The following is a 1,049-nucleotide window of genomic DNA, read 5'->3' as shown; positions in this document are numbered from 1 at the left end:
CGGTTACATTCCGAACCCGGAAGCTAAGCCTTTCAGCGCCGATGGTACTGCAGGGGGGACCCTGTGGGAGAGTAGGACGCCGCCGAACAATCTTTAGCCTCAGTCCCCGGACTTGTCCGGGGACTGAGGCATTTTTGCGTTCAGGACGATTTCCTCGGATGCGCCTTGAAGAACTCCCAGATGAGGTCCGTGGCATTGACGCCGGTCACCGGATCGCCCATTCCCGGGTCCTTGTTGCCGGGCCAGTTGTGGCCCATGTCCGGGAGGCGGTACGTCAGGAACTCCGACTGGCCCCGCCCTTCGCTGGCGTGCGGGTGTTGTTGTCCTTGACCTTCACTGCTGGGCCGGCCTTGCAGGCAAGCCGTTCGTGCCAGGTGCTGATGCCGATTTCCATGATGTTGTGGTTCTGGTCGAGGCCGCCGATGAAGGTGACCACGGAGACCGGGGACTTCGGCATGTAAGCGGCGCCGTTCGTGGCAGATCAGTGCGTTGTAGGCCTGATTGAGGCTGTCGGGGTAGGCGACGAGGAAGCCTTCCTTGTCGGCCTTGGCATTGAGGCCGGTGAGCTTGGCGGCATAGGCGCCGTCGCTGGGGTACGGATGCCTGGCGATGACCAGGGGCAGCTCCTTGGCCGGGGTGTACGTCGGTGGGGCGTGGACCGCGTACACACTCTTCTGGCCCTTCCATGTGATCGTCACACGCTGGTCGCCCGGGCGCGGGTCCTCCTTGGCCGCAGGGGGCGCTTTGGGCTTCTTCTTGGTGTCATCGTCGTCCGAGCCGCAGGCGGTCAGGAGTAAGGCCACGGCGACGGTGACGGCAACCTTGGGCGTTCTCCGGCCTGTCAGCATTGGCGCATGGTGGCAGGCCGGGATCGGGCGGTCCAGAGGAATGGCCGGTTCGAAGCAGCCGTGTGTCCGGGGTATGATCTATCCCGTTGCCAACCGCAGCAGGCCCCAATAGCTCAGTCGGTAGAGCGTCTCCATGGTAAGGAGAAGGTCTACGGTTCGATTCCGTATTGGGGCTCAGCAGCGAAGAAGGCCCCCGCCAAC

General features: G+C 63.6%; 1 protein-coding gene, 1 tRNA gene and 1 rRNA gene. 2 read left to right on the top strand and 1 reads right to left on the bottom strand.

The window, feature by feature from the left end; all coding sequences use genetic code 11:
• Nucleotides 1-88: ribosomal RNA gene (gene rrf, locus ACWDO5_RS35735) — 5S ribosomal RNA — on the top strand; the annotation flags it as partial.
• Nucleotides 89-140: 52 nt separating this feature from the next.
• On the opposite strand, the gene ACWDO5_RS35730 is transcribed toward rrf, so the two are convergent.
• On the bottom strand, nucleotides 141-848 hold the full coding sequence (locus ACWDO5_RS35730) for a hypothetical protein (protein ID WP_450534682.1): 708 nt from the start codon (nucleotides 846-848) through the stop codon (nucleotides 141-143).
• A 102-nt stretch (nucleotides 849-950) separates the two neighbouring features.
• Here ACWDO5_RS35730 and ACWDO5_RS35725 point away from each other — a divergent pair.
• A tRNA-Thr gene (locus tag ACWDO5_RS35725) sits at nucleotides 951-1,023 on the top strand.
• Nucleotides 1,024-1,049 lie beyond the last annotated feature (26 nt).

It is taken from the genome of Streptomyces sp. NPDC000880 (assembly GCF_053599675.1).
This window is presented reverse-complemented; position numbering and strand designations above follow the sequence as displayed.

What these genes read in the sequence shown, in the direction of transcription:
- ACWDO5_RS35730 (WP_450534682.1), bottom strand. Translation starts at nt 848, where the DNA reads ATGCTGACAGGCCGGAGAACGCCCAAGGTTGCCGTCACCGTCGCCGTG.